The sequence below is a fragment of the Trujillonella endophytica genome, assembly GCF_900110555.1.
Classification (GTDB): domain Bacteria; phylum Actinomycetota; class Actinomycetes; order Mycobacteriales; family Geodermatophilaceae; genus Trujillonella; species Trujillonella endophytica.
Window position 1 is genome coordinate 283258 of the sequence record NZ_FOEE01000003.1, and the last position, 23631, is coordinate 306888.

Below are 23631 nucleotides of genomic sequence, written 5' to 3' on the forward strand. Positions count from 1 at the left end.
TGCGTCGCGCGTGGGACTACTCGGCGTCGGCGATCGTGCAGATGACGGCGCCGCTGGTGACGGTCGCGCCGACCTCGGCGGACAGGCCGGTGACGGTGCCGGCCTTGTGCGCGGTGATGGGCTGCTCCATCTTCATCGCCTCGAGGACGACGACCAGGTCGCCGGCCTCGACGGTCGCGCCGTCCTCCACCGCGACCTTCACGATCGTGCCCTGCATCGGGGAGGTGAGGGAGTCGCCGGAGGCGGCGGTGCCACCGTGCCCGCCGCCACGCTTGCGCGGCTTGGCGCCGCCCGCGGCGCCACCGCTCCCGCCCACCCCACCGCCCCCGGCCGCGAGGCCGGCGGGGAGGGAGACCTCGAGCCGGCGCCCGCCGACCTCGACGACGACGGTCTGCCGCTCCTGCGGCTCCTCGCCCTCGGCAGGGGCGGCCGAGTAGGCCGGCACCTGGTTGTCCCACTCGGTCTCGATCCAGCGGGTGTGCACCGTGAACGGCTCGCTGGTGAAGGCCTCGTCGCGGACGACGGCGCGGTGGAACGGGATGACGGTCGGCATGCCCTCGACGATCAGCTCGTCCAGGGCGCGGGCGGCGCGCTGCAGCGCCTGCTCGCGGGTGGCGCCGGTGACGATGAGCTTGGCCAGCATCGAGTCGAAGGCGCCGGCGACCTCGCCGCCGGTCTCGACACCGGAGTCCCACCGGACGCCCGGACCCTGCGGGATCTCCAGCCGGGTGACCGGGCCGGGGGCGGGCATGAAGTTGCGGCCGGCGTCCTCGGCGTTGATCCGGAACTCGATGCTGTGCCCGCGCGGGGTCGGGTCCTCGGTGATGTCCAGGGCCAGGCCCTCGGCGATCCGGAACTGCTCGCGGACCAGGTCGATGCCGCTGGTCTCCTCGCTGACCGGGTGCTCGACCTGCAGGCGGGTGTTGACCTCGAGGAAGGAGATCGAGCCGTCGACGCCGACGAGGTACTCCACCGTGCCGGCGCCGTGGTAGCCGGCCTCCTTGCAGATGGCCTTCGCCGAGGAGTGGATGCGCTCGCGCTGGTCGTCGGTGAGGAACGGCGCGGGCGCCTCCTCGACGAGCTTCTGGTTGCGCCGCTGCAGGGAGCAGTCGCGGGTGCCGACGACGATGACGTTGCCGTGGGTGTCGGCCAGCACCTGCGCCTCGACGTGGCGGGGCTTGTCCAGGAACCGCTCGACGAAGCACTCGCCGCGGCCGAAGGCCGAGACGGCCTCGCGGACGGCGGAGTCGAACAGCTCGGGGATCTCCTCCTTCGTGCGGGCGACCTTCAGCCCGCGCCCGCCGCCGCCGAACGCGGCCTTGATCGCCACGGGAAGCCCGTGCTCCTCGGCGAACGCGATGATCTCGTCGGCGCCGCCGACCGGGTCCTTGGTGCCCGGGACGAGGGGGGCGCCGGCCTTCATCGCGATGTGCCGGGCCTGCACCTTGTCGCCGAGGGCGATGATCGCCTCGGGGGAGGGGCCGATCCAGGTCAGCCCGGCGTCGAGGACGGCCCGGGCGAAGTCGGCGTTCTCGGAGAGGAAGCCGTAGCCGGGGTGGATCGCGTCGGCGCCGGACTGCTTGGCCGCGTCGAGGATCTTGTCGATCACCAGGTAGGAGTCGCCGGGCGTCGTGCCCCCGAGGGCGAACGCCTCGTCGGCGCTGCGCACGTGCAGGGCGTCCCGGTCGGGCTCGGCGTACACGGCGACGCTGGTGAGCCCGGCGTCCTTGCAGGCGCGGGCCACGCGGACCGCGATCTCCCCGCGATTGGCGATCAGGACCTTCTGCACCGTCGTTCTCCCTCGAGGTTCTTACAGCCGGCGGGACAGTACCCAAACGCTCCCGAGCCGGCCGGTGGCAGCTCGGGGGAGCGGCGCCTCAGCGGCGCCAGAGGTCGGTGACGGCCACGCCGCGGCTCGCCAGTTGCGTGCGCAGCACCGCCAGGGACAGCCCGACGACGGCCGCGGCGTCGCCGTCGATCCGCCGGACGAACGACGCCCCCAGCCCGTCGAGGGTGAAGGCGCCGGCCACGGCGAGCGGCTCGCCGGTGGCCAGGTAGGCCTCCAGCTCCGCGGCGCTCGGCCGGGCGAAGTGCACCGTCGTCGACACGACCGCCACGTCCCGGCCGACCACGGCGCCGTCCTGCACGTCGAACAGGGCCTGCCCGGTGTGCAGCACGCCGGATCGGCCGCCGATGTGCTGCCAACGGTCGCGCGCCTCGTGCACGTCCGCGGGCTTGCCCATCGCCTGCCCGCGGTACTCCAGCAGCGAGTCGGCGCCGATGACCAGCGCTTCGGTCTCCTTCTCCGCGACGGCGGCGGCCTTCGCGGCGGCCAGCAGCGCGACCCGCTCGGCGACCCGGTGGGCGGTCACCGCCGTCTCGTCGACGTCGCTGACCACCACCACGGGGGCCAGTCCCGCCTGGCGCAGCAGCGACAGCCGGGCCGGCGAGGCCGAGGCGAGCACCAGCCGGCGGAGTGCGGTGGCCGCGGTCATCCGGGCCGCCCCGCGGACAGCCATCCGCCGGGACCGGTCAGGAGGGGCCGCCGGTGGCCGTGCACCGGGGAGCCCCAGGCGCCCACCGGCACGGGCCGGCGCCGGCTGCGGCGCTGCGACAGGGCCGCGACGACGACGGCCAGGGCGGCGAGCTCCTCCGCGCTGGGCTCGCCCCGGACGACCCGCAGCAGGGGGCGCTGCGGCTGCTCGGTCGTCTCCTCGGTCACAGCGGGATGTTCCCGTGCTTCTTCGGCGGCAGGGTCTGGCGCTTGTTGGCCAGCAGCCGCAGCGCCTTGGTGATCTCGATGCGGGTCTCCGAGGGGCGGATCACCTGGTCGACGTACCCGCGGTCGGCCGCCACGTACGGCGAGAGCAGCGCGTCCTCGTACTCGGTGATCAGCTCCGCGCGGCGCGCGTCGGGCTCCGCGGCGTCGGAGAGCTCGCGCCGGTACAGGATATTGACCGCGCCCTGGGCGCCCATGACCGCGATCTGCGCGGTGGGCCAGGCCAGGTTCAGGTCGGCGCCGAGGTGCTTGGACCCCATGACGTCGTACGCGCCGCCGTAGGCCTTGCGGGTGATCACGGTGATCTTCGGGACCGTCGCCTCCGCGTAGGCGTAGATCAGCTTCGCGCCGCGGCGGATGATGCCCTCCCACTCCTGGGAGGTGCCGGGCAGGAACCCGGGGACGTCGACGAAGGTCAGCACCGGCACGTTGAACGCGTCGCAGGTGCGCACGAACCGGGCGGCCTTCTCGCTGGCGTCGATGTCGAGGGTGCCCGCGAACTGGGTGGGCTGGTTGGCCACGACGCCGACCGGGCGGCCCTCGACGCGACCGAAGCCGACGATGATGTTCGGCGCGAACAGGGGCTGCACCTCGAGGAACTCGCCGTCGTCGAGCACGTGCTCCAGGACGGTGTGCATGTCGTAGGGGGTGTTCGCCGAGTCCGGGATGAAGCCGTCGAGCTCCCGGTCGTCCTCGGTGACGCCCTCGGGGCTGGCGTCGACCGGCCCGACCTCGACGGTCGGCAGCGGGTCGAGGTTGTTGCTCGGCAGGTAGGACAGCAGCGCCTTGACGTAGTCCAGGGCGTCGTTCTCGTCCTCGGCCATGTAGTGCGCGACGCCGGACTTGGTGTTGTGCGTGCGCGCGCCGCCGAGCTCCTCGAGCGTGACCTCCTCGCCGGTCACGGTCTTCACGACGTCGGGCCCCGTGATGAACATCTGGCTGGTCTTGTCGACCATCACGATGAAGTCGGTGAGCGCGGGGGAGTAGACGTGCCCGCCGGCCGCGGCGCCCATGACCAGCGAGATCTGCGGGATCACGCCGGAGGCGTGCACGTTGCGCAGGAAGATCTCGCCGTAGAGGCCGAGGGAGACCACGCCCTCCTGGATCCGCGCGCCGCCGCCCTCGTTGATGCCGATGACCGGGCAGCCGGTGCGGATGGCCAGGTCGAGGACCTTCACGATCTTCTCGCCGTACACCTCGCCCAGGCTGCCGCCGAAGACCGTGACGTCCTGGGAGAAGACGCACACCGGTCGGCCGTCGACCGTGCCGTAGCCGGTGACCACGCCGTCGCCGAAGGGCCGCTTGGCGTCCATGCCGAAGTTGGTCGACCGGTGCCGGGCGAACTCGTCCAGCTCCGTGAACGACCCCGGGTCCAGCAGCGCCTCGATGCGCTCGCGGGCGGTCATCTTCCCCGCGGCGTGCTGCTTCTCCACCGCGCGTTCCGAGCCGGCGTGGGTGGCCTCCTGGACCCGCCGCTCGAAGTCCGCCAGCTTGCCGGCGGTGGTGTGGATGTCGATGTCGCCGGGGACGCCGTCGCCCGCGCTCTCCAGTTCAGCCGCGCTCACAGACCCTGCCTCGCTCCGCTCGGTGATCAGACCGGCCGGCTCCTCGCCGAGGGCCGGGCTCGCGGCCGTAGCGTAGAGGGGTGCCCGACGAGCCCTCGCCGTCCCCGTCCGACGAGCGCTGGTCGGACCTCGAACGACCTGCCCTGGACGGGGCCGCGCTGACCGCCGCCCTGGCCCGCGACGGCCGCCTGTGGCGGGCGGTGGAGGTGGTCGAGCGGATCGGCTCGACCAACGCCGCCCTGGTCGCCCGGGCCGCGGACGGCGCCCCGGAGGGCACGGTCGTCGTCGCCGAGCACCAGGACGCCGGTCGCGGCCGGCTCGACCGGGTGTGGACGTCCCCGCCGCGCGCGGGGCTGACCGTCTCCGTGCTGCTGCGCCCCGACGTCCCCGCCGCGCGCCGCGGCTGGCTGCCCCTGCTGACCGGCGTCGCGCTGGCCGAGGCGGTCGCCGCCGTCCCGGGCTGCCGGACGGCGCTCAAGTGGCCCAACGACCTGCTCGCCGCCGACGGCAGCAAGCTCGCCGGCATCCTCGCCGAGGCCGTGCCGGCGCCCGACGGGCCCGGAGCCGTCGTCGTCGGGGTCGGGCTCAACGTCTCCACCCGCCCCGACGAGCTGCCGGAGGGCGCGTCGTCGCTGGCCATGGAGGTCGGGCGCACGGTCGACCGCGCGCCGGTGCTGCTGGAGTTCCTGCGCGCCCTCGAGCGCCGCTACCTCGGGTGGACCGCCACGCTCGGCGACCCGGTGCAGAGCGGCCTGGCGCACGACTACCTCGCCTGGTGCGCCACGGTCGGCACGACGGTCGCCGTCACCCTCCCCGACGGCGGGCTGCTCGAGGGCGTCGCCGAGGCGGTGGACTGGGACGGACGGCTCGTCGTCCGCACGCCGGGGGGCACGGTGGAACTGGCCAGCGGCGACGTCCGGCACGTGCGTGGCGGGAGCGCGCCCGGGGGCTGACCCGGAGAAACCGCTGGTACCGGTGGGGCGGACACGGTCGGACGGGCGCCGCGGACGTTCCCTGGACGGCTGTACTGCGTCACCCTGTGCGCCATGGGCTACCCCGACAAGCTGCTGGGCTCCGACGAACAGGTCGTGCGCCACCTGCACCCGCACTGGCTGACCGTCTTCTGGCCGGTGGTGTTCTTCCTCCTCGTCGTCGGCGGGGCGTCCTTCGGCGCGGCGCTCGTGGACTCCGGATCCGACAACGCCGGGCTCTTCCGGCTGCTGATCCTCGGCGCGGCGGTGCTCCTGCTGATCGCGCTCGTGCTGGTGCCGCTGGTGCGCTGGCGCACCACGCACTACGTGATCACGACGCACCGCCTGCTGTTCCGCGAGGGGATCCTCGCCCGCAAGGGCCGCGACATCGGCCTGTCGCGGATCACCGACGTCTCCTACAGCCAGAGCGTCTGGGAGCGGGTCATCCAGTCGGGGACCATCACCATCGAGTCCGCCGGGGACAGCGGCGCCACCGTGCTCAAGCAGATCCCCGACAGCGACGGCATCCAGCAGCTGATCAACCACATGATCGAGGAGGACGCCGACCGGCGCGGCCGGGAGAACGCCGGCTATCTGCGCGGCGAGGGCCAGGGGGCGCCCCGCTCCTGACGCGGCGCCGGAGCCCGCGTGACCGATCGGTCACGGCGAGCCTGGCCGGATCTGTCGGTGCCCCGACCTACCGTCCCGGTCCATGCGGCTGCTGCACACCTCGGACTGGCACGTGGGCAGGTCCCTGCACGGTGCCGAGCTACTGCGCGAGCAGGAGGCCGTGCTGCGCGGACTGGCCACGATCGTGGCCGACGAGGGCGTCGACGTCGTGGTCGTCGCCGGTGACGTCTACGACCGCGCCGTGCCGTCGGCCGACGCGACCGCCGTGCTCGATCGGGTGCTGACCTCCCTGCGCGCGGCCGGCGCCACCGTCGTCCTCACCCCCGGCAACCACGACTCGGCCCGCCGCCTCGGTTTCGCCGCCGGCCTGCTCGCGGTGTCGGGCGTGCACGTGCGGGCCGCCACGGCCGGGCTCGACGAGCCGGTCCTGCTCGCCGACGAGCACGGGGAGGTGGCCGTCTACGGCCTGCCCTACCTGGAGCCGGAGCTCACCCGTGACGAGCTCGGCGTCTCCGGAGGGCGCTCCCACGAGGCGGTGCTGACCGCGGCGATGGAGCGGGTCCGCGCCGACCTGTTCCTCCGGCCGGGCGCCCGGTCGGTGGTGCTGGCGCACGCCTTCGTCGGCGGCGGGCTGCCGAGCGAGAGCGAGCGGGACATCAGCGTGGGCGGCGTCGACCGGGTGCCGGTCCCGGTGTTCGACGGCGTCGACTACGTGGCGCTGGGTCACCTCCACCGACCGCAGACGCTGACCGACCGGGTGCGCTACAGCGGCTCGCCGCTGGCGTACTCCTTCGGTGAGGCGGGCCAGCAGAAGCAGGTGTGGCTGGTCGACCTCGACGCCTCGGGGCTGGCCGAGGTCCGCGCCGTCCCGCTGCCGGTGCCGCGGCCGCTGGTGGTCCTCACCGGCACCCTCGACGAGCTGCTGGGCGACTCGGCCCACGCCGGCGCCGAGGAGGCGTTCGTCTCCGCGCGGCTCACCGATCCGGTGCGCCCCGTCGACCCGATGCGCCGGCTGCAGGCGCGGTTCCCGTACTGCGCCCACCTGGAGTGGACCGGCAGCGGCCGAACCGTCGACGGCCGCAGCTACACCGAGCGGCTGGCCGGCCGGGGCGACCTCGAGGTCGTCGGGGAATTCGTGACGCACGTGCGCGGCGGGGTGGCCGCGAGCGCGGCCGAGCGGGACCTGCTGGCCCGGGCGCTCGGGGCGGCCGCCCGCGAGGAGGTCGCCGGGTGAGGTTGCACCGGCTGTCGCTGACGGCGTTCGGTCCCTTCCCCGGCGCGGAGGTCGTCGACCTCGACGAGGTGGCCCGCGACGGGCTGTTCCTGCTCTGGGGGCCCACCGGCTCCGGGAAGACCACGCTGCTGGACGCGGTCGTCTACGCGCTCTACGGCACCGTCCCCGGTGCGCGCGGTGAGGAGAAGCGCCTCCGCAGCGACCACGCCGAGCCCGCCACCCGCACCGAGGTCACCTGCGAGCTCACGCTCGGCGGGGAGCGGCTGCTGGTCACCCGTCGGCCGGAGCAGCTCCGGCCGAAGAAGCGGGGGACCGGGACGACCGCCGAGCCGGCGCGGCTGCTCGTGCAGCGGCTCGGACCCGAGGGGTGGGAGGCGGTCAGCACCCGCATCGACGAGGGCGCCGAGTACCTGCGCACCCGGCTCGGGCTCGACGTCCACCAGTTCTGCCAGGTCGTCCTGCTGCCCCAGGGCGATTTCGCCCGGTTCCTGCGCGCCGAGCCCGACCACCGGGCCGAGCTGCTGCGCACGCTGTTCGACGTCGAGCGCTTCGCCCGGGTCGAGGACTGGCTGGCCGGCGAGCGCCGGGCCGCCGAGGAGGCGCTGCGCGGCGAGCGTCTGCGGCTGTCCACCCTCCTGGCGCGCGTGGCCCAGACCGCGGACGCCGACGTGCCGGAGGAACTCGCCCCCGAACTGGTCGGGGCCGACCCGGGCGGTCCGGTCGACGCCTGGGTCACGCGGCTGCGCAGGCGTGCCGCCGCCGACCTGACGGAGGCCGGAGCGGCGGCCACCACCGCGGCCGCCGCCGCCACCGCGTCGGGGGAGGCCCTCGCGGTCGCCCGGCTGCTCGCGGACCGGCACGCCCGGCGCGACCGCGCGCGGGAGGAGCTGGCCCGGCTGGACGCGGCCGAGCCCTCCCTGGTTCCCGTGCGCACCCGGCTCGACGCCGGGCGGCGCGCCGAGGCGCTCCGGGAGACGCTCGAGTCCGCCGGCCGGGCGGCCCTGGAAGCCGAGCGCACCGCGGCGGAGCTCACCGCCGCGCGCCGGGCGTGGAAAGCCACCGGTGAGGAGCGCGAGCCCGCCCTCGACCTCGCCCGCCGGCTGCGCGACGACGCGGCCGAGGCGCGTGCGCTGCTCCCGGAGGCCGAGCGCGCGACCGACCTGGCCCGCCGGGTGACCCGCTCGGCGGCCGAGGAGGCCCGGCTCGCGGACCGCTGCGCCGCCGCCGATCAGGCCCTCGCCGCCCTGCCGGAGGCGATCGCGGCCGCGCAGGCGCTCGTGGACACCGCGACCGCAGCGGCCGGTGCGCTGCCGGCCCGCACCGGCGAGGCCGGGGCGGCGCGTGCCGCGCTGGCCGCCGGGCGGGACGCCGAGGGGCTGGCCGTCCGGCTGGCCCGGGCGCGCGCGGGCGCCGGTGCCGCCCGCGAGGCCTGGCTGACCGCTCGCGAGGAGCTGGTGGACCTGCGCACGCGCCGGCTCGACGGCATGGCTGCCGAGCTGGCGGGGGGCCTGCTCGACGGCGTCGACTGCCCGGTCTGCGGCGCGCTCGAGCACCCCCGACCGGCGGTGCCCGCCGGCCCGCCGGTCTCCGCCGACGACGAGGACCGCGCGCGGGAGCGGGCCGACGCGGCCGAGATCGCCGCCGGCACGGCCGCCACCGCCGCGGAGGACATGGACCGCGAGCTGGCCGTCCTGCGCGCCCGCGCGGGTGGGCGCCCGCTCGTCGACCTGGAGGCCGCCGCGGTGGCGGCCGACCTCGCCCTGGCCGAGGTGGCCGCCACCGCCGCCGGGCTCCCCGGCTCCCGCAGCCGCCTGGCCGCTCTCACCGAGGAGCGCGACGACCTCGGCGCGCGCCTGGTCGCCGACCGCGAGGAGCTGGGCAGCTGCAGCGCCCGGCGGGCCGCGGGTGCGGCCGAGCTGGCGGCGCTCACGGCCCGGGTGGACGCGGTCCGCGGGGAGGACCGCGACCTCGAGCGCCGCGCCCGGCGGCTCACCACCGCCGCGGAGCGCTGCGAGGCCGCGCTGGATGCGGAGGCGGCCGAGCGTCGGGCGCGGGTGGGCGCGGACACCGCCCGGCGGGCCGCCGGCGAGCGTGCGGTCGCGGCCGGTTTCGCCGACGTCGCGGAGGCGGCCGGCGCCCTGCTGGAGCGGACCGAGCTGGCCACGCTCGAGGAGCGCGTCACCGCGCACGAGCGCGCCCGGGACGCGGTGCAGCACGCCCTCGCCGACCCCGAGCTGGCGCAACTGGCCCCCGCGCCCGATCTCGCGGCCGCCGAGGCCCACTGCGCCGACACCACGGCCGCCCGCGAGGAGACGGTCGCCGCGCGCGACCGCGCCCGCCGCCGCAGTGCCGACCTCGACGCGCTCGCCGGCGACGTCGTCGCCGCCGAGGTGCGGCTGCACGAGCGCCGGAACGCAGCGGCCCAGGTCGCCGGCCTCGCCGACCTGGTCAACGGCCGAGGAGCCAACACGCTGCGGATGCGGCTGCAGTCGTTCGTGCTGGCGGCCCGGCTCGAGCAGGTCGCCGAGGTCGCCAGCCGCCGGCTGCTGGAGATGTCGGGCAGCCGCTACACGTTCCGGCACAGCGACGCGCAGGGCCGGCACGGCGCCCGCGGCGGCCTGGGGCTCGAGGTGTTCGACGAGTACACCGGCACGCTGCGCCCGACCAAGACCCTCTCCGGGGGAGAGAGCTTCATGGCGTCGCTGGCGCTGGCCCTGGGGCTCGCCGACGTCGTCACCGCGGAGAGCGGCGGGGTGCAGATCGACACCCTCTTCGTCGACGAGGGGTTCGGCACCCTGGACGCGGGCGCGCTCGACGCGGTGATGGACGTGCTGGACGACCTGCGTCGTGGCGGACGCACGGTCGGCGTGATCAGCCACGTGGAGGAGCTGCGCACCCGCATCCCCACGAAGCTCGAGGTGCTGGCCGGCCGCTCGGGTTCCCGCCTGGCCGGCTGAACTCGCCGATCGCGAGGGTTCGGGACCCTGCGTGACGGACCGGTCGTCACGCGTGTCGCCGCACCGGATCCAGGGCCGCAGCTCCTACGCTGATCTCACGGAGTGTGCTCGAAGAGTCGCTCCTTGCTCTCGTTCACGAGAGTCGCCGGGGCGCCTGCCCCGCGTCGCACGAGCGTAGAAGCAGAGGTCATCCGCACATGAACATCGGCTCTCGTCGCGTCCTCGTCGGACTGGGCGTCGTGGTGGTGGTCGCGGCTGCGGCCGTCGCCGTCACCGCGCCGTGGGACGACGACACGAAGCCGGCCGGCACGTCCTCGTCGAGCGGGACGCCGACGACCACGAGTCCGGAGGCGTCGGACCCTGCCGCCACGCCGTCGAGCGGGAGCGCGTCGTCGTCGACGACGTCCGCCACGACCGACCCCGCCGCCGAGTCGCCCGCGTTCGACGACGAGGAGACCCCCGACGCCGCCGTCGTCGTCACCTACCGCGAGTTCGACCCGACCACCGACGCGGTCAACGTCGGCGCCTACGTGGCCGGCGTGCTCGAGATCGGCGGGGAGTGCCTGCTGGAGCTCAGCGACGGGACGTCGACGCGGCAGGCCAGCGTGGACGCCGAGCCCGACGCCCGGACCACCACCTGCGGTGAGCTCACCCTGGCGGCGATGACCCCGGGCACCTGGTCCGGCGAGGTCGTCTACCGGTCGCCCGACGGCGACGAGATCAGCGCCGACGTCACGGTCGTGGTGCCCTGATGGGCGCCCGCCTGCGTGTCCTCTCGCGGCTGCTGGTCGTCCTGGTCTGCTCGGTCGCCTGCGTCGCGGGGATCACCACGATCGACGCCGGGCGGGCCCCGGCGCAGGCCGCGGACCTCGGCGCCTTCCGCCCCGGCAACATCGTCTCCGACGCCGTGTACTTCAACACCAGCACGATGTCCGCGGACGCCGTCCAGGCGTTCCTGGTGCAGAAGGGCGGCGGCTGCACGGCCGGCGATCTCTGCATCAAGAACTTCCGGGAGAGCACGTACAACCGGACCGAGACCAACTGCGCGCCCTACACCGGGGCGGCGAACGAGCGGGCGGCCGACATCATCTGGAAGGTCGCGCAGGCCTGCGGCATCAATCCCCAGGTCCTGCTCGTGACCCTGCAGAAGGAGCAGGGGCTCATCACCGCCACGAGCCCCTCCGCGAGCAAGTACCGGATCGCCATGGGCTACGGCTGCCCCGACACCGCGCCCTGCGACGCCCAGTACTACGGGTTCTTCAACCAGGTCTACAAGGCGGCCTGGCAGTTCCGCCGGTACGCGACGCTGCCGCGCAACTACAGCTACCGCGCCGGCGTGACCAACACGATCCAGTGGCACCCCAATGCGGGCTGCGGCTCGACGCAGGTCTACATCGAGAACCAGGCGACGGCGAACCTCTACATCTACACGCCCTACCGCCCGAACCAGGCGGCGCTCGACGCCGGCTACGGCACGGGCAACACCTGCTCCTCCTACGGCAACCGCAACTTCTTCAGCTACTTCACCGACTGGTTCGGCTCCACCCAGTTCACGGTGGGCGGCGCGATCGGCGACTGGTACCGCGGCAACGACGGCATGGCGCGCCTCGGCACGCCGGTCGGCAACGAGCTGGTCATCAACGGCGGCTGGGTCCAGCACTTCCAGCGGGGATCGATCTGGGCCAGCGGCGCGGGCACCTACGCCACCTTCGGCGGCATCAACGCGAAGTTCTGGGAGATGGGCGCCCGTGACGGCGCCCTCGGCTTCCCGGTGGGCCCGGAGCTCACCGTTGCGGGCGGCTGGTCGCAGCAGTTCGAGCGCGGCGTCGTCTACGTCAGCGGCGCCGGGTCCTTCGCCACCCTGAACGCGATCAACGCCCGCTACCAGCAGCTGGGCGGGCGCGACGGCCTGCTCGGCTTTCCGGTCGGCGCGGAGCTGTCCCTGTCCGGCGGGTGGTCCCAGCAGTTCGAACGCGGTTCCGTCTACGTGAGCGACGCCGGGTCCTTCGCCACCATCAACGGCATCAACACGCGCTACCAGCAGATGGGTGCCGCCACCGGTGCGCTCGGCTTCCCGGTGGGGCCCGAGCTGACCTTCACCGGCGGCTGGGGGCAGAACTTCCAGCGAGGGTCCGTCTACGTCAACGCCGACGGCACCTTCGTCACGCTCAACGCCATCAACGCCGCGTACCAGTCGCTGGGCGGCCCCCGTGTCATGGGCTTCCCCCGGGCCGCCGAGCGCGGGATCGCGGGCGGATGGACGCAGGAGTTCGGCGTCGGCTCGGTCTACGTCAGTGCCGCGGGCGCCTTCGCCACCGTCAACGCCGTCAATGCCGAGTACCTGCGACTCGGCGGGCCGGGTGGTCCGCTGGGCTTCCCCGCCGGGGGCGAGCAGGGCGTGGCCGGCGGCTGGGGGCAGCGCTTCGAGCGGGGCTCGCTGTGGCTGAGCGCGGCCGGGCCGGTCCCGACGTACAACGCGCTCGATGCGGCCTACCGGCAGATCGGCGGCCCGAACAGTGCGCTGGGCTTCCCGGTCGCGACCGAGCGCGCCGTGGCCGGGGGCTGGTCGCAGCAGTTCAGGAACGGCGTCCTGTACCTGGGCCCGGGCGGGTCCTGGGCGACCATCAACGGGATCGACTCGACGTACCAGGCGATGGGCGGGCCCACCGGCGCGCTCGGGTTCCCCACGGGGCCGGAGCGCACGGTGCCGGGCGGCTGGTCGCAGCAGTTCCAGAACGGCGTCCTCTACGTCAGCGCGGCGGGGGCCTACGCCACGATCAACGGCATCAACGCCCGCTACCAGCAGCTGGGCGGCCCGACCGGCCCGCTCGGCTTCCCGGCCGGCTGGGAGCGGACGCTGCCCGGTGGCTGGTCGCAGCGCTTCCAGGCGGGGAGCGTCTACGTCAGTGCCGCGGGCACGTTCGCACCCGTCGGGCCGCTCGACGCGGCCTACCGCGACGCCGACGGGCCCACGGGACGGCTGGGCTACCCGACCGCCGAGGCGACTACCGTCGGCGGGACGACGTCCATGGCATTCCAGCGCGGGACGATCAGCTGCCCCGCCGGCGGGCCCTGCACGGTCGCGACGAGTTGAGGACGGCCGTGGGGTGGCACGGCCACCCCGAGCGGCCGGTCGCCCCGGCACCCTGAGTGGGAGACATGCACAAGCTCATCGCGAACAAGTGGCTCGTGAGCGCCGCCGTCACGGTCGCGTACCTGTTCCTCGTCCTGCCGTTCACCGAGCCGGTGGCCTTCGAGCTGGACGCGGCGGCGGAGGACGCGGGGATCCGCTCGACGGCGCTCAAGGCGGCGTTCGGGGCCGTGCTCTTCGTGCTGCTCGCGCTGTGCATCGACCTCGTCCGGCGGCTGCGCCGGCGGGACGACCGGACCGTGTTCGGTGCCACCGTCGCGGCCGGCTACCTCGCGGTCCTCGCGGTGCTCCTCCTGCTGGTCTACCCGGGGCACTGGACCTACGACGAGTTCCACGTCCTGCACGCGGCGCAGACCTATGCGCCGTACTACTGGCAGCACTACCTCACGGTCGTCCTGCACACCTTCTGCCTGTACCTGATCCCCACCGGCGTCGGGATCGTGGTGGTGCAGATGCTGCTGGCCGCGGCGGTGGTCGGCTACCTCGCCTCCGGCGTGCGCGCCCTGCTCGCCGAGCGGCGACTCGCGTGGCTGGTCGTCGTGCCGTTCCTGTTCATCCCGGTGCTCTTCGAGGTCTTCCACCCCCTGCGGATGACCACGTACAGCCTGCTGCAGCTCCTCCTGGTCGGGAAGCTGCTGCTGGTGCTCCTGGCGCCGGACCTGCGCGGCAACCGGTACCGCGAGTTCGTGGCCGTCAGCGCCCTGGTCGGTATCGCGGCCTTCTGGCGGACCGAGGGGGTCCTCTACCTGGTGTTCCTGCCGGTCGCCGCGGTCCGCCTGGGGATCCTGCGCGAGGTGTGGCAGCGCAACGGGCGCGCCGTCCTCGCCGCCGTCGCGGGCCTGGCGCTCGTCGCCGGCCTGTACGGGCTCACGTCGGCGACCTCGCGGCCGGAGTACCAGCTCACCGCCTTCTACAACCCGCTGTCGGTGATGGTCGCCGACCCGGACCTCGACGGCGCGAACGTCGAGGAGGACCTGGCCCTCATCGACACCGTGCTGGACGTCGACCACCTGCGTCACTTCTCGGACTACTCCGACATCCCCGGCTACTGGGCCCCGGGGGCGCTGCGCCCGGACTACCTCGACCACCTGGACGAGTTCTACGAGGGCGCCATCAGCCTGATCCTGCACAACCCGGACTCGTTCCTCGAGGCGCGCTGGCGCACGTTCGTCGCGACCAACAACCTGGACGACGACCGGCCCTACGTCCCGACGGGCCTGCTGTTCTTCGACGCCCCCGGCAACGAGATGCTGACGACGTTCGAGCGGGAGAACATCGGCGCCGAACCCCTCTCCGACCCCGTGCGGCACGAGGTCATGCGCTTCCTCCTGGGCATGCACCCCGACGGCACGGGCACCGCCGCACGGCCGTGGCTGTGGACGATGCTGCCCACCGTGGTCGGGCTCCTGGTCCTGGCGGGCGCCGGCCTCGTCCGGCGGCGCTTCACGTGGTCCTTCCTGGCCCTGACCCTGCTGGCTCACGCCGGCATCGTGTTCCTCACCGCACCGGCCTACTACTTCATGTACTACCTGCCGGTGTTCGTGGCCGGGAACTTCCTGCTCGCGGCCGCGCTGGTCCGTCTGGCCGACCGCCGGCTGGCCGCCCGCCGCATCGACCGGGCACCCGCCGAGGCGGTCCTCGAACCGGTCTGACCGCGGCGCGCCGGCGGCGGTCGGGACGACGCGCCGACGGGGCTGAGAACGCTGTGACTCATGGTGTTCGTGCGGCGACCAGGTGTGTCGGATCGGTCCACCACGCCCGTGCCTCGCTGTAATCTCAGCCGTACGTACAGCGAGGGCCGCGACGTGTGCTGAGCGGCCCTGTCCGTCGCTCGCGCGGTCCGGACAGCTCTCCCCTCCAGACGGAAGTGACCACTCCATGGTGCTGACCGACGGCCTTCCGGCCACCCTCGTCCGCCACCCGGCCCCCGCGCCGGTCGCGACCGTGGCGGAGGGTGCCGGGGCGGGCGTCGGTGCGACCGCGGGCGCCGTCCGGGGCCTGCCGCGCGTGATCCCGCAGCTGACGGGCATCCGGGCGGTGGCGGCGCTGTGGGTGGCGATGTTCCACCTCCGGCCCTACCTGCTGGAGACGTTCCCGAGCAGCTGGGTCCTGACCCCGCTGTTCAACGTCGGCCACCTGGGCGTGGACCTGTTCTTCGTGCTCAGCGGCTTCATCCTGACCCTCACCCACCTGGACCGGATGGTCGACGGGTGGGGCCCGCGCAAGGTCGGCGGCTTCCTCTGGCTCCGGCTGTCGCGGGTCTGGCCCGTGACCGTCGCGATGCTCATCGTCTACGGCCTCTACCGCCTCATCCAGACGTGGATCACCGCCGACGGCGCCTACGCCGCGTCGCTGGACGTCCGCCGGTTCCTGATGCACGTCCTGCTGCTGCAGGCCTGGGGCACCGAGCACCACGACTGGAACCCGATCGACTGGTCGATCAGCGCGGAGTGGATGGCCTACCTGGCCTTCGGGGTGGTCGCGCTGGGGCTGGCCCGAGCGGCCGGCGTGCTGCGCACCCGCGCCCTCGTGCTCCTGGCGGTCGCCTCGCTCGTCCCCATGGTCCTCGTCGGGCTCTCCATGGAGGACGGGTCGGACCTCACCTGGCAGGGCGACCAGGTGGCCTCGGGCATCGTCCCGCTGCGCGTGCTCTCCGAGTTCTTCGCCGGCGCCTTCGTGGCCCTGGTCGTGCAGCGGCTGGCCCGTGCCGGCCGGCGGGTCCCGCTGCTGCTGAGCCCCGGCGTGATCCTGGTCGCGATCGTCGGGACGATCTACTTCCTCCAGCGCTTCGACCCCGTCTGGCGGCCGCGCTTCGGCCAGGAGTGGAACGTCAACGGCCACTCGCTGTGGGGCTCCACGGAGTCGGTCGTCGTCATCCCGCTCTTCGCGCTGCTGATCGGCTCCCTGGCGCTCAGCCGCGGTCCGGTGTCACGCACGCTGTCCACCCGGCTGCTGGTGTGGGGCGGGAAGGTCTCCTTCGCCTTCTACCTGGTCCACTGGCTGTTCCTGGACATCATGCTGTTCGTCATCGACCAGACCGCCTTCGCCGACGCGCCGATGTCGACCTGGCGCCAGGTGCTCATCGCGGGCGTGCTCGTGTGCTCGGTCGCCGCCGGGTGGGCCCTCTACCGATTCGTCGAGGAGCCGATGCGCAAGGGCATGCGCCGGATGCTTCCCCCGTCGATCAAGGTCTGAGCCCTGTTCGCGCCGGTGACGTCCGCCCGACCGCGTGACTCGCGGCCAGGGGTGCCCTCGGTGGCCGGGAGGGTGGGCCGCCGGGACACCCGCGCCGTGCCGTTGCGTCCCCGCCGTGCCCCCCTCGCCACGCTCCTCCTGGTGGCCGGCCTGGTCCTCGGTGGGTGCCAGAGCGCGCCGGTCGCCGAGGGCCTCGCCACCCGGGGGCAGTGGGGGGACGCCGCCACGCAGTCGCCCGCCGGGACCCTCGCGCAGGCCGTGACCGCGGTGCCGGCGGCGCCCGCGGTACCGGCCGGGCGCAGCTTCGTGGTGGTGGGCGATTCCCTGACGGCGGGCGGAGCGCCCATCCGCGGCCCCGAGGCCGACGGCGAGTTCTCCTGGGTCCCGGCGGCCCTGGGGCCCGGGGTGGAGTTCCGGGGCGGTTGGGCCACCGACGGGGCGAACGCGGCGCAGATGCGCGCCGGTGTCACCCCCGCGGACGCCGACGTGCTCGTCGTCATGGCCGGCACCAACGACATGCTGCAGGGCCGGCCGTGGGCGCAGACGCGGGACGACCTGATCGTCATCGCAGCCCGGGCCGGAACGCCCGTCGTGCTGCTGTCCGCCGTTCCGCCGAACGACGTCGATCCCGCGGGCGCGCTGGCGCTGAACCGCTCGCTGGCCGGCCTCGCGGCAGAGCAGGGGTGGGCGTTCGCCGATCCGTGGGAGCCGGTCACGGTCGGCGGCAGATACCGGGCGGGGTCCACGCTCGACGGCGTCCACCCCACCCCACGGGTCGCCGCCGAGGTGGGGACGCGGCTCCGGGCCGCCCTGCTGCAGGTCCGAGCGGAACCGCCCCGCTAGCCTCGGCGGCACCATGCTGCCTCCTCACGACCGGTCCGGCGGCGCTCCGCTGGACGCCCGAACCGGCCTGCCCGTCGTCGCGATGATCGGCGGGGGGCAGCTCGCACGGATGACGCACCAGGCCGCGATCGCCCTCGGCCAGTCGCTGCGCGTGCTGGCCACCGATCCCGGCGAGTCGGCCGCCCTGGTGGCCGCCGACGTCCGGCTCGGTGACCACCGCGACCTGGCCGCGCTGCGCGAGGTGGCCGACGGCGCGACCGTGCTGACCTTCGACCACGAGCACGTGCCGACCGAGCACCTGGCGGCGCTCGAGGCCGACGGCGTCCGCGTCGCGCCCGACCCCGCCGCCCTGGTGCACGCCCAGGACAAGCTCGTCCTGCGCCACGCGCTCGCCCGGGCGGGGGAGCCCCAGCCGGCCTGGGCCGAGGTGACCACCGACACCGGGATCGCCGACTTCGCCGGTGCCACCGGCTGGCCGATCGTGCTCAAGCCCCCGCGCGGCGGCTACGACGGGCGCGGCGTGTTCGTGGTCGACGACCTCCCCGAGGCGCTGGCGCTGCTCGCCGAGCACGGCCGGCTGCTCGCCGAGGAGCGCGTCCCCATGGTCCGCGAGCTCGCCGTCCAGGTCGCCCGGTCGCCGTTCGGCCAGGTGGCCGTGTGGCCGGTGGTCGAGACGGTGCAGCGCGACGGGATCAACACCGAGGTCCTCGCGCCCGCCCCCGGCCTCGACGACGCGACGGCCACCGCCGCGCAGGAGCTGGCCATCCGGATCGCGCAGCGGCTGGGCGTGGTGGGCCTGCTCGCGGTCGAGCTCTTCCAGACCGCCGACGGCGTGGTGGTCAACGAGCTGGCCATGCGGCCGCACAACTCGGGTCACTGGACGATCGAGGGCGCGCGCACCAGCCAGTTCGAGCAGCACCTGCGCGCCGTCCTGGACTACCCGCTGGGGTCGACGGCGATGACCGCGCCGGTCGTCGTCATGGCCAACGTCCTCGGTGGCGACGCCGCCACCGAGGACTGGATGGGGCCGTCGCTCGACGAGCGGTTGCACCACCTGATGGCGCACTGGCCCGACGTGAAGCTGCACTGGTACGGCAAGGGACAGCGCCGCGGCCGCAAGCTCGGTCACGTGACGGCGCTCGGCGACGACCTCGACGAGGTGCGTGCCCGGGCCGTCGCCGCCGCCCGCTACCTGGCCGACGGCGTCGTCGACGCCGCCTTCGCCTTTCCCGAGGAGCACTGAGTGGCAGATCCCCGCGCCGGCATCGTGATGGGCAGCGACTCCGACTGGCCGATGATGCAGCCCGCCGCCGCGGCACTGGCCGAGTTCGGCGTCCCCTGCGAGGTGCACGTGGTCTCCGCCCACCGCACCCCGCGGCGGATGCTGGACTACGCCGAGTCCGCGGCCGGCCGGGGGCTGCGCGTCGTCATCGCCGGCGCCGGGGGAGCGGCCCACCTGCCGGGCATGATCGCCGCCGCCACCCCGCTGCCGGTGATCGGCGTCCCGCGGCCGCTGGACCGGCTCGACGGGCTGGACAGCCTGCTCTCGATCGTGCAGATGCCCGCCGGGGTCCCGGTGGCCACCGTCTCCATCGGGGGCGGGCGCAACGCCGGCCTGCTCGCCGTCCGGATCCTGGCAGCCGGGGACGACGCCCTGCGGGCGGCGGTCGAGCGCTTCCAGGCCGACCTCGCCGAGCAGGTGCTCGCCCGCGACGCGGCGCTGCAGGAGCGACTGGGCGCCGGGGACTGAGGCGCCGCCGGACTACGTGGGCGTCATAGCATCGTCGCCGTGAGCACCACCGGGCTGTACCAGCTGACCGAGGAGCACGACGCGATCCGGGCCGCCGTCCGCGAGATCGCCGAGCGGGCGATCGAGCCGTTCGCGGCGGAGGTGGACGCGGAGTCGCGCTACCCGATCGAGGCGCAGAAAGCGCTGACCGCGGCCGGCTTCCACGCGACCCACATCCCGGAGGCCTACGGCGGCGAGGGCGCCGACGCGATCGCGACCTGCATCGTGATCGAGGAGGTCGCCCGCGTCGACATGAGCGCCTCGCTCATCCCCGCGGTGAACAAGCTCGGCTCGATGCCGATCATCCTGTCGGCGTCGGAGGAGCTCAAGCAGAAGGTCCTGCCGAGCATCGCCGAGGGCCGGGCGATGATCAGCTACGGCCTGTCCGAGCGCGAGGCGGGCTCCGACGCCGCGGCGATGAGGACCCGGGCCCGCCGCGACGGCGACACCTGGGTGCTGAACGGGACCAAGGCCTGGATCACCAACTCCGGGGTCTCCGAGTGGTACACGGTCATGGCCGTCACCGACCCGGAGAAGCGGGCCAACGGGATCTCCGCCTTCGTCGTGCACCGCGACGACCCCGGCTTCGCCGTCGGGCCCAAGGAACGGAAGATGGGCATCAAGGGCTCGCCGACCTGCGAGCTGTACTTCACCGACTGCACCATCCCGGCCGACCGGATCATCGGCGAGCCCGGCACGGGCTTCAAGACCGCGCTGCGCACCCTGGACTTCACCCGCCCGACCATCGGGGCGCAGGCCGTCGGCGTCGCGCAGGGCGCACTGGACGCCGCCGTCTCCTACGCCCGCGAACGCAAGCAGTTCGGCCGCGCGGTCACCGACTTCCAGGGCGTGCAGTTCATGCTCGCCGACATGTCCATGCAGATCGAGGCCGCTCGCCACCTGGTGTACGTCGCGGCCGCCCGCGGCGAGTCGGGGGACGACACCGACCTCGGCCGGCTCTGCGCCGCCGCGAAGGCCTTCGCCTCCGACGTGGCGATGAAGGTGACCACCGACGCCGTCCAGCTGTTCGGCGGCGCCGGTTACACCCAGGACTTCCCCGTCGAGCGGATGATGCGCGACGCCAAGATCACCCAGATCTACGAGGGCACCAACCAGATCCAGCGCTTGGTGATCGCACGGAGTCTCCTGAAATAGGGCGTCGACCGGCGTTCCCGCAGGTCAGGGAGAAGCCGGTCGCCGATGGGGGTGCCGACACCCGCCTGCGAGCCTTTCGTCGCCCGGGAGTGGGTGCGGCACCGTCCGCCGGGGCGATCCACCGACCGCGGAGGCGGTCGGCTGCGCTGCTCAGGTGAGCAGGTCGACGAGGAGCCGGGTGGCGATCACGGCTGCGACGACCAGCACCAGCCAGGCGAACCAGCGGCGGAGTCGGTCGGTGTCGACCCTGGCGCCGAGTCGTCCGGCGGCGACGGCGGAGACGACGGCTGCGGCGGTGAAGGCGACGGTGACCGGTACGTCGAGCGTCGCCTCTCCGGCGTGCGCGGTGAAGCCGGCGGCGGAGTTGATGGCCACGACGACCAGGGACGTGCCGATGGCGGTGGGCATCGACAGGCCGAGGGCCAGGACCAGCACCGGGATGATGAGGAAACCCCCGCCGACGCCGAGCAGGCCGGTGAGGAAGCCGACCACGAGCCCGCCGGCGAGCGTCCGCGGCAGGCAGCGGCGCCAGTTCACCCGTCCGTCGTCGACCGTGCAGGCGGTGCCGGTCGCCGCCTTGTCCTGCAGCAGCCGGACGCCGGCGCCCACCATCAGCGCGGCGAACAGCGACAGGGTCACCGCTTCGGGGAGCACCCGGTTGACCGCAGCCCCGGCGAACGCGGTGACCGCGCCGGCCGAGCCGAACAGCAGCCCGATCCGCCAGCTGATCTGCCGTTCCCGCAGCCGGGGGAGGACCGCGACGACCGAGGTGATGCCGACCACCAGGAGCGAGGTGGCGACGGCCTGCTGCAGGTCCTGACCGGCGAGGTAGACCAGTGCCGGCACCGCGAGGATCGAGCCCCCTCCGCCCAGCAGCCCGACGAGGGCGCCGATGACCAGGCCGATGCCGATCGCGAGGGCGGTCATCGGGCTGCTGCCACGGTGGAGGACGACATCAGCGGCGGCCGAGCAGCTTGCTCAGCCGGCTCCCGGACCGCTCGGGGCGTGGGTGGCCCGGGCACCGCTGGCCGTCGGGGACGCGGGACATGACCTGGTCGACGTGCTGGCCGCAGCCGGCCCAGGTCGTCCGGCCGCAGGTGCTGCAGGCAACTGCTCGGCACACGGGGATCTCCTCGGAGTCGGAGTGGGGTGACCGGCGGTCGCCGGTCAGTCGTGGGCGAAGCGGATCTTCGGCAGGACCCGGGTGAGCCACCGGGGGCTCCACCACGCGGCCGCGCCGGTGAGCCGGAGCAGCACGGGCAGCAGCACGAGGCGGACGAGGAAGGCGTCCAGCAGCACGGCGACGCCGAGGATGATCCCCATCTCCTTGGGCGGCAGCGGCCCGGACAGGGCGAAGGTGAAGAACACCGCGACCATGACCGCGCCGGCGGCGAAGATGACCCGGCCGGAGTGGGCGAGGGCGCCGATCATGGCCTCGCGCGGGTCGCCGGACCGCTCGTAGTGCTCCTTGGCGCTGGCCAGCAGGAAGACGGTGTAGTCCATCGCGATCGCGAAGATCATCGCGAAGAAGAACACCGGTGCCCACGCGTCGAGGAAGCCCTGGCTCTCGAAGCCGAACAGGTCGGCCCCGAAGCCCTCCTGGAAGACCAGGCGGGCGACGCCGAAGGCGGCGGCGGTGGAGAGCAGGCTGGCCAGGGTGCCCAGCAGCGAGATCAGCGGCGCCTGGAGCGCGACGAGCAGCAGCAGGAAGCCCAGCACCAGCACGACGCCGATCACCAGGGGTGTGGACTCGTCCAGCTGTGTCTTCAGGTCGAGGTTCTCCACGGGTGCGCCGCCGACCAGGGCGGAGTCGGGCAGGTCGCTGCGCAGCCGGTCGACCAGCGCCGACAGTGCCGGGTCCGACGGGTCCATGGTGGGGACGGCCTGGATCATCACGACGTCGGTGCCGTCGTCGGCCGGCATCGCGGGCAGGACACCCGCGATGTCGGGGTCGCCGCTCAGCACGGCAGTGGCCGCGGCGGCGTCGCCGCTGTCGGCGACGACCTGCAGCGTGCCGGGTGCGCCGTCCCCGAAGGCCTCCTGGACCGTGTCGTAGCCGACGCGGGCGCTGGCGTCCTCGGGAAGGACCTTGATCGACGGCATCGCCGTCTTCAGGCCGAGGATCGGCGCGGCGAGGGCGAGCAGGACGAGCAGTGCACCGATCCCGTAGACCAGCGGCCGCTTCCACAGGCGCTCCCCCCACGCGGCGAACCGCGGGGAGCGGTGTTCTCCGGTTCGTGCCCAGGGCAGCGCGATGCGGTTGATCTTCAGATCCAGCGTGAACAGGACCAGCGGGAGCAGCGTGAGCGTGGCGGCGAGGACGAAGACGACGGCGAGCATGATGCCGCCGGCCATCGACCGGAACGACGGCGAGGGGACCAGCATCACCGCCGACAACGAGACGAGCACCGTCGCGCCCGAGAGCAGCACGGCCTTGCCGGCGGTGTCCATGGTCTCGGCGACCGCTCGCACCGGCGATGCGCCCGCTCCCATCCGCGCCGCCCGGTAGCGCACCACCAGGAAGAGGGCGTAGTCGATGCCGAGGGCCAGGGCGAACATCATCGCGAAGTTCATGGCCCAGATGGAGACCGGCACGATCTCGTTGATCAGCACGAGGGAACCGGCCGAGGCGACCAGCCCGGCCAGGGTGAGCAGCAGCGGCAGGCCGGCGGCCACCAGGGCGCCGAAGGCCAGCACGAGGATGCCCAGCGTCACCGGCCACGAGAGCATCTCGGACGTCAGCATCGCGTCGAGGTTGGCCTCGTTGAAGTCCGACCACAGCAGCGAGGCGCCGGTCGGGTTGACCTGGACGGCGTCCGTCGACAACTCCTCCAGCGGGCCTTTGAGGTCGTCGGCGACGCGCACCATCTCGTTGGTGTCGGCGCCCGCGCCGGCGAGCAGGATCGCGGTGGATCCGTCCGGGCTCAGGGTGGCGCCGGGCCGGGGCTGGACGACGGTGCCGATCCGGTCGTCGGCCTCGAGCAGGTCGGTGGCCTCGGCGAGGATCCCCGCGCCGGGGCCCTCGGTGACCGGGCCGTCGTCGCTGTGCACGACGACCTGGATGGCGGAGCTGGCGTTGCCGCCGAAGTGGTCCACGGCGAGCTCGCGGACGGCGACCGACTCCGAGCCGTCGGCCTGCCAGCCGGCGCCGGACAGGGCGGCCTCGACTCGTGGGGCGAAGAAGCCGAGGCCGACCACGAGCAGCAGCCAGACGACGGTCGTCGTCCTGGCGTGTGCGGTGACCCACACCCCCAGCCGGCCGAGCGGGCCCGGGCGGGGGAGAGCGGATGCGAGGTCGGAGTCGCGGCTGGGGGCCGTCGTGGTCACGATGGTCGCTTTCGTCCGGAGGAGGTGAGCGGACC

19 protein-coding genes are annotated in these 23631 nt (G+C 74.0%); 12 read left to right on the plus strand and 7 right to left on the minus strand.

What is annotated here, in order from left to right; translation table 11 throughout:
- Positions 1-16: 16 nt before the first annotated feature.
- The 4 genes from BMY88_RS06615 to BMY88_RS06630 all read right to left on the minus strand — a co-directional run bounded on the left by BMY88_RS06615 (position 17) and on the right by BMY88_RS06630 (position 4344).
- Positions 17-1789, minus strand: a complete 1773-nt coding sequence (locus tag BMY88_RS06615; RefSeq protein WP_091941371.1) for an acetyl/propionyl/methylcrotonyl-CoA carboxylase subunit alpha — start codon at positions 1787-1789, stop codon at positions 17-19.
- A gap of 88 nt (positions 1790-1877) precedes the next feature.
- Entirely contained in the window at positions 1878-2495 is a 618-nt protein-coding gene (locus BMY88_RS06620) for a Maf family protein (protein ID WP_091941373.1), read from the minus strand.
- Entirely contained in the window at positions 2492-2722 is a 231-nt protein-coding gene (locus BMY88_RS06625; protein WP_091941375.1) for an acyl-CoA carboxylase epsilon subunit, read from the minus strand. Before BMY88_RS06625 ends, BMY88_RS06620 begins: the two co-directional genes overlap by 4 nt.
- On the minus strand, positions 2719-4344 hold the full coding sequence (locus BMY88_RS06630; RefSeq protein ID WP_091941377.1) for an acyl-CoA carboxylase subunit beta: 1626 nt from the start codon (positions 4342-4344) through the stop codon (positions 2719-2721). Before BMY88_RS06630 ends, BMY88_RS06625 begins: the two co-directional genes overlap by 4 nt.
- A gap of 80 nt (positions 4345-4424) precedes the next feature.
- Here BMY88_RS06630 and BMY88_RS06635 point away from each other — a divergent pair, with 80 nt between their 5' ends.
- The 12 genes from BMY88_RS06635 (at position 4425) to BMY88_RS06690 (ending at position 20269) form a co-directional block, all read left to right on the plus strand.
- Entirely contained in the window at positions 4425-5297 is an 873-nt protein-coding gene (locus tag BMY88_RS06635) for a biotin--[acetyl-CoA-carboxylase] ligase (RefSeq protein ID WP_091941379.1), read from the plus strand.
- Positions 5298-5390: 93 nt separating this feature from the next.
- The gene (locus BMY88_RS06640) at positions 5391-5945 is read left to right on the plus strand and encodes a PH domain-containing protein (protein ID WP_091941381.1); all 555 of its coding nucleotides are present in this window, start codon (positions 5391-5393) and stop codon (positions 5943-5945) included.
- 82 nt (positions 5946-6027) lie between these two features.
- Complete coding sequence (locus BMY88_RS06645; protein ID WP_091941383.1) at positions 6028-7179, plus strand: exonuclease SbcCD subunit D; 1152 nt, start codon at positions 6028-6030, stop codon at positions 7177-7179.
- A complete protein-coding gene (locus BMY88_RS06650) occupies positions 7176-10136 on the plus strand; it encodes an AAA family ATPase (protein WP_091941385.1) in 2961 nt (986 codons plus the stop codon). Before BMY88_RS06645 ends, BMY88_RS06650 begins: the two co-directional genes overlap by 4 nt.
- Before the next feature lie 197 nt (positions 10137-10333).
- Positions 10334-10888 (plus strand): hypothetical protein, encoded by a 555-nt coding sequence (locus BMY88_RS06655; protein ID WP_091941387.1) that lies wholly within the window; start codon positions 10334-10336, stop codon positions 10886-10888.
- Complete coding sequence (locus tag BMY88_RS06660) at positions 10888-13230, plus strand: LGFP repeat-containing protein (RefSeq protein ID WP_091941389.1); 2343 nt, start codon at positions 10888-10890, stop codon at positions 13228-13230. The genes BMY88_RS06655 and BMY88_RS06660 overlap by 1 nt, the downstream gene beginning before the upstream one ends.
- 65 nt (positions 13231-13295) lie before the next feature.
- Positions 13296-14939, plus strand: coding sequence for a hypothetical protein (locus BMY88_RS06665; RefSeq protein ID WP_091941390.1), 1644 nt, complete (start codon positions 13296-13298; stop codon positions 14937-14939).
- Between the two features lie 226 nt (positions 14940-15165).
- Positions 15166-16482 (plus strand): acyltransferase family protein, encoded by a 1317-nt coding sequence (locus BMY88_RS06670; RefSeq protein ID WP_091941392.1) that lies wholly within the window; start codon positions 15166-15168, stop codon positions 16480-16482.
- A 141-nt stretch (positions 16483-16623) separates the two neighbouring features.
- Entirely contained in the window at positions 16624-17325 is a 702-nt protein-coding gene (locus tag BMY88_RS06675; RefSeq protein WP_170860982.1) for an SGNH/GDSL hydrolase family protein, read from the plus strand.
- 13 nt (positions 17326-17338) lie between these two features.
- Positions 17339-18568: a 5-(carboxyamino)imidazole ribonucleotide synthase gene (locus BMY88_RS06680; protein WP_211435524.1), complete on the plus strand. Its 1230-nt coding sequence runs from the start codon at positions 17339-17341 to the stop codon at positions 18566-18568.
- Complete coding sequence (gene purE, locus BMY88_RS06685) at positions 18569-19075, plus strand: 5-(carboxyamino)imidazole ribonucleotide mutase (protein WP_428978309.1); 507 nt, start codon at positions 18569-18571, stop codon at positions 19073-19075.
- A 39-nt stretch (positions 19076-19114) separates the two neighbouring features.
- Positions 19115-20269 (plus strand): acyl-CoA dehydrogenase family protein, encoded by a 1155-nt coding sequence (locus BMY88_RS06690; RefSeq protein WP_244524493.1) that lies wholly within the window; start codon positions 19115-19117, stop codon positions 20267-20269.
- A gap of 150 nt (positions 20270-20419) precedes the next feature.
- Here the strand turns inward: BMY88_RS06690 and BMY88_RS06695 are convergent, their stop codons facing one another.
- From BMY88_RS06695 to BMY88_RS06705, 3 genes are read right to left on the minus strand one after another with little or no spacing between them, the layout of a single operon-like run.
- Positions 20420-21196, minus strand: a complete 777-nt coding sequence (locus BMY88_RS06695; RefSeq protein ID WP_091941398.1) for a sulfite exporter TauE/SafE family protein — start codon at positions 21194-21196, stop codon at positions 20420-20422.
- Positions 21197-21224: 28 nt separating this feature from the next.
- The gene (locus BMY88_RS23740) at positions 21225-21392 is read right to left on the minus strand and encodes a hypothetical protein (RefSeq protein WP_091941400.1); all 168 of its coding nucleotides are present in this window, start codon (positions 21390-21392) and stop codon (positions 21225-21227) included.
- A gap of 44 nt (positions 21393-21436) precedes the next feature.
- On the minus strand, positions 21437-23596 hold the full coding sequence (locus tag BMY88_RS06705; protein ID WP_244524494.1) for an MMPL family transporter: 2160 nt from the start codon (positions 23594-23596) through the stop codon (positions 21437-21439).
- Positions 23597-23631: the final 35 nt, after the last annotated feature.

Coding starts and splice junctions, on each gene's coding strand:
- BMY88_RS06670 (WP_091941392.1), top strand. CDS start 15,166: ATGGTGCTGACCGACGGCCTTCCGGCCACCCTCGTCCGCCACCCGGCC.
- BMY88_RS06680 (WP_211435524.1), top strand. CDS start 17,339: ATGCTGCCTCCTCACGACCGGTCCGGCGGCGCTCCGCTGGACGCCCGA.
- BMY88_RS06645 (WP_091941383.1), top strand. CDS start 6,028: ATGCGGCTGCTGCACACCTCGGACTGGCACGTGGGCAGGTCCCTGCAC.
- BMY88_RS06620 (WP_091941373.1), bottom strand. CDS start 2,495: ATGACCGCGGCCACCGCACTCCGCCGGCTGGTGCTCGCCTCGGCCTCG.
- BMY88_RS06640 (WP_091941381.1), top strand. CDS start 5,391: ATGGGCTACCCCGACAAGCTGCTGGGCTCCGACGAACAGGTCGTGCGC.
- BMY88_RS06665 (WP_091941390.1), top strand. CDS start 13,296: ATGCACAAGCTCATCGCGAACAAGTGGCTCGTGAGCGCCGCCGTCACG.
- BMY88_RS06695 (WP_091941398.1), bottom strand. CDS start 21,196: ATGACCGCCCTCGCGATCGGCATCGGCCTGGTCATCGGCGCCCTCGTC.
- BMY88_RS06660 (WP_091941389.1), top strand. CDS start 10,888: ATGGGCGCCCGCCTGCGTGTCCTCTCGCGGCTGCTGGTCGTCCTGGTC.
- BMY88_RS06655 (WP_091941387.1), top strand. CDS start 10,334: ATGAACATCGGCTCTCGTCGCGTCCTCGTCGGACTGGGCGTCGTGGTG.